Raw genomic sequence first — 3,168 nt, 5'->3', positions numbered from 1 at the left:
GAACAACGGCTTCGGCGGCCCGAGCGCGCGCCTGGCCTTCAATTCGCCGCTGCACCTGCGCCACTTCGAGAACCTGGCCAACATGTCCAAGCAGGGCCTGTTCGTCTACAAGGGCCGCGCGAGCGTCGCGGTGCCGTCGTTCGTGTCGGGTGAATGCGCGATGTTCACCGGCTCGTCGGGCTCGTACGCCGATGTCAGCAAGGGCGCGAAGTTCGCGTACGGGCTGGCCCCGCTGCCGTACTACCAGGACGTTCCCGGCGCACCGCAGAACACCGCCATCGGCGGTGCGAGCCTGTGGGTGATGTCGGGCAAGAAGCCGGCCGAGTACAAGGGCGTCGCCGAGTTCTTCAAGTACCTGTCGAGCCCCGACGTGCAGTCGGCCAGCCACAAGCGCACCGGCTACCTGCCGATCACGACGGCCGCCTACGAGATGACCGAGAAATCGGGCTTCTACAAGGACAAGCCGGGCACCGACGTGGCGGTGACGCAGATGATCCGCAAGACGACCGACAAGTCGCGCGGCATCCGCCTCGGCAATTTCGTCCAGATCCGCACGATCATCGATGAGGAAACCGAGCAGATCTGGTCGGGCAAGAAGGATGCGAAGACGGCGCTGGACGACGCGGTGAAGCGCGGCAACGAGCAGCTGGAGCGCTTCGAAAAGGCCAACAAGGCTCCCGCACCCTGACGTCCCACCCCCGAGGCGCTGACGCGCCTCCCCCTCAAGGGGGCGCCCCCAGTGGCCCGGCAAAGCCGGTTCCACGGGGGCTGCTTGATCACTGCGCTTACCATCGCGGCCCATGGAAAAACGAGTTCGTTTTGATTCGCAGGTCCTGCCCTGGATGCTGGTCGCCCCCCAGCTGGCGATCTGCGCGATCTTCTTTTTCTGGCCGGCCGCCCAGGCGCTGCTGCAGTCGATGCAGGTGCAGGACAGCTTCGGCCTGTCGACCGAGTGGGTCGGGCTCGACAACTTCAAGACGCTGTTCAACGACTCGGCCTACCTCGAATCCTTCCAGGTCACCGCGGTGTTCTCGCTGCTGGTGGCGGTGCTGGGCATCGCGCTGTCGCTGATGCTGGCGGCCTTCGCCGACCGCGTGGTGCGCGGTGCGCTGTTCTACAAGACGATGCTGATCATCCCGTACGCGGTGGCGCCGGTGGTCACCGGCGTGCTGTGGGTGTTCATGTTCTCGCCGTCGATCGGCGTGGTCGCGTACGCGCTGGACCATACCTTCGGCTTCCAGTGGGACCACCTGCTGAACAGCACGCATGCGATGACGATGATCGTCACCGCCGCCGTCTGGAAGCAGATCTCGTACAACTTCCTGTTCTTCCTGGCCGGCCTGCAGTCGATCCCGAAATCGCTGATCGAGGCCGCGGCCATCGACGGTGCCCGGCCGTGGCGGCGCTTCTGGACCATCCAGTTCCCGCTGCTGTCGCCGACCACCTTCTTCCTGCTCGTGATCAACATGGTGTACGCGTTCTTCGACACCTTCGCGATCATCGATGCCACCACCCACGGCGGCCCGGGCCGCGACACCGCGATCCTGGTCTACAAGGTCTATCAAGATGGCTTCAAGGGCGGCGACCTCGGCGGCTCGGCCGCGCAATCGACGGTGCTGATGCTGATCGTCATCGCGCTGACGGTGCTGCAATTCCGCTACGTCGAAAAGAAAGTGCAGTACTGACATGGTCGAGCGCCGCCCCACCCTCGGCATCCTGGCCCACGCCGTGATGATCCTCGGCGTGCTGATCGTCGCGTTCCCGCTGTACATCGCGTTCATCGCGTCGACGCACACCTCGCAGGCCATCCTGCAGGTGCCGATGCCGATGTCGCCCGGCGGGCACTTCTGGGAGAACTACCTCGCCGCGCTGAACGGCCACGGCGGCGGCGCCGGCTCCAACGCGCCGGTCGCCCGCATGATGTGGGTGAGCCTGGTCACCGCGCTGGTGATCACCTTCGGCAAGATCGCGATCTCGCTGCTGTCGGCGTTCGCGCTGGTGTACTTCCGCTTCCCGCTGCGCGGCCTGGTGTTCTGGGCGATCTTCGTCACGCTGATGCTGCCGGTCGAGGTGCGCATCAGCCCGACCTACAAGGTGGTGTCCGACCTCGGCATGCTGAACACCTATGGCGGCCTCACGGTGCCGCTGATCGCGTCGGCCACCGCGACCTTCCTGTTCCGGCAGTTCTTCCTGACCGTGCCGGACGAGCTCGTCGAGGCCGCCCGCATCGACGGCGCCGGCCCGATGCGCTTCTTCAAGGACATCCTGCTGCCGCTGTCGAAGACYTCGATCGCSGCGCTKTTYGTSATCCAGTTCATCTACGGCTGGAACCAGTACCTGTGGCCGCTGATCGCCACCACCGGCGAGCAGATGTACCCGGTGGTGGTGGGCATCCGCATGATGATCGCCGGCGGCGACTCCGGCAACGAATGGAACATCGTGATGGCCACCGCCATCCTCGCGATGCTGCCGCCCGCGGTCGTCGTGATCCTGATGCAGCGCTGGTTCGTCAAGGGCCTGGTCGATACCGAGAAGTAGAGAAGCAAACACCCATGGCAGCCATCTCCCTCCAGAACGTCGTCAAGCGCTACGGCATCGGCCCGAAGGCCAACCAGGTCATCCACGGCGTCAACGCCGAGATCGGCGACGGCGAGTTCATCGTGATCGTCGGCCCGTCGGGCTGCGGCAAGAGCACGCTGCTGCGCATGGTCGCGGGCCTCGAGGAGGTCTCCGGCGGCGAGATCTCGATCGGCGGGCGCGTCGTCAACGACGTCGAGCCGTCCGAGCGCGACATCGCGATGGTGTTCCAGAACTACGCGCTCTACCCGCACATGAGCGTGTTCGACAACATGGCCTACGGGCTGAAGATCGCGAAGGTGCCGGTCGCCGACATCAAGACCCGCGTCGACAAGGCCGCGAAGATCCTCGAGCTCGGCGCGCTGCTGCAGCGCAAGCCGCGCGAGCTGTCGGGCGGCCAGCGCCAGCGCGTCGCGATGGGCCGCGCGATCGTGCGCCAGCCGCAGGTCTTCCTGTTCGACGAGCCGCTGTCCAACCTCGATGCGAAGCTGCGCGGCCAGACCCGCCTGGAGATCCGCAAGCTGCACGCCGAGCTGGGCGTCACGTCGCTGTTCGTCACGCACGACCAGGTCGAGGCGATGACGCTCGCGT

4 protein-coding genes are annotated in these 3,168 nt (G+C 65.8%); all 4 read left to right on the top strand.

The genetic code is table 11. From position 1 onward, the window contains the following. Positions 1-688: extracellular solute-binding protein (locus AC1D12_RS29145; protein ID WP_477844647.1), on the top strand; the 688-nt coding region annotated here is incomplete at its 5' end. Positions 689-800: 112 nt separating this feature from the next. Then, entirely contained in the window at positions 801-1,685 is an 885-nt protein-coding gene (gene ugpA / locus AC1D12_RS29140; RefSeq protein ID WP_477844645.1) for a sn-glycerol-3-phosphate ABC transporter permease UgpA, read from the top strand. Between the two features lies 1 nt (position 1,686). Continuing rightward, positions 1,687-2,538 (top strand): sn-glycerol-3-phosphate ABC transporter permease UgpE, encoded by an 852-nt coding sequence (ugpE, locus tag AC1D12_RS29135; RefSeq protein WP_047505987.1) that lies wholly within the window; start codon positions 1,687-1,689, stop codon positions 2,536-2,538. Between the two features lie 14 nt (positions 2,539-2,552). Beyond that, a partial coding sequence (locus AC1D12_RS29130) for an ATP-binding cassette domain-containing protein (RefSeq protein WP_477844643.1) occupies positions 2,553-3,168 on the top strand: 616 nt, incomplete at its 3' end.

The organism is Rhizobacter sp. P1_G5 (assembly GCF_056405435.1).
Note: the sequence above shows the minus strand (reverse complement) of the source record. Positions and strands in the feature narration are given on the sequence as shown.

What these genes read in the sequence shown, in the direction of transcription:
- ugpA (WP_477844645.1), top strand. Translation starts at nt 801, where the DNA reads ATGGAAAAACGAGTTCGTTTTGATTCGCAGGTCCTGCCCTGGATGCTG.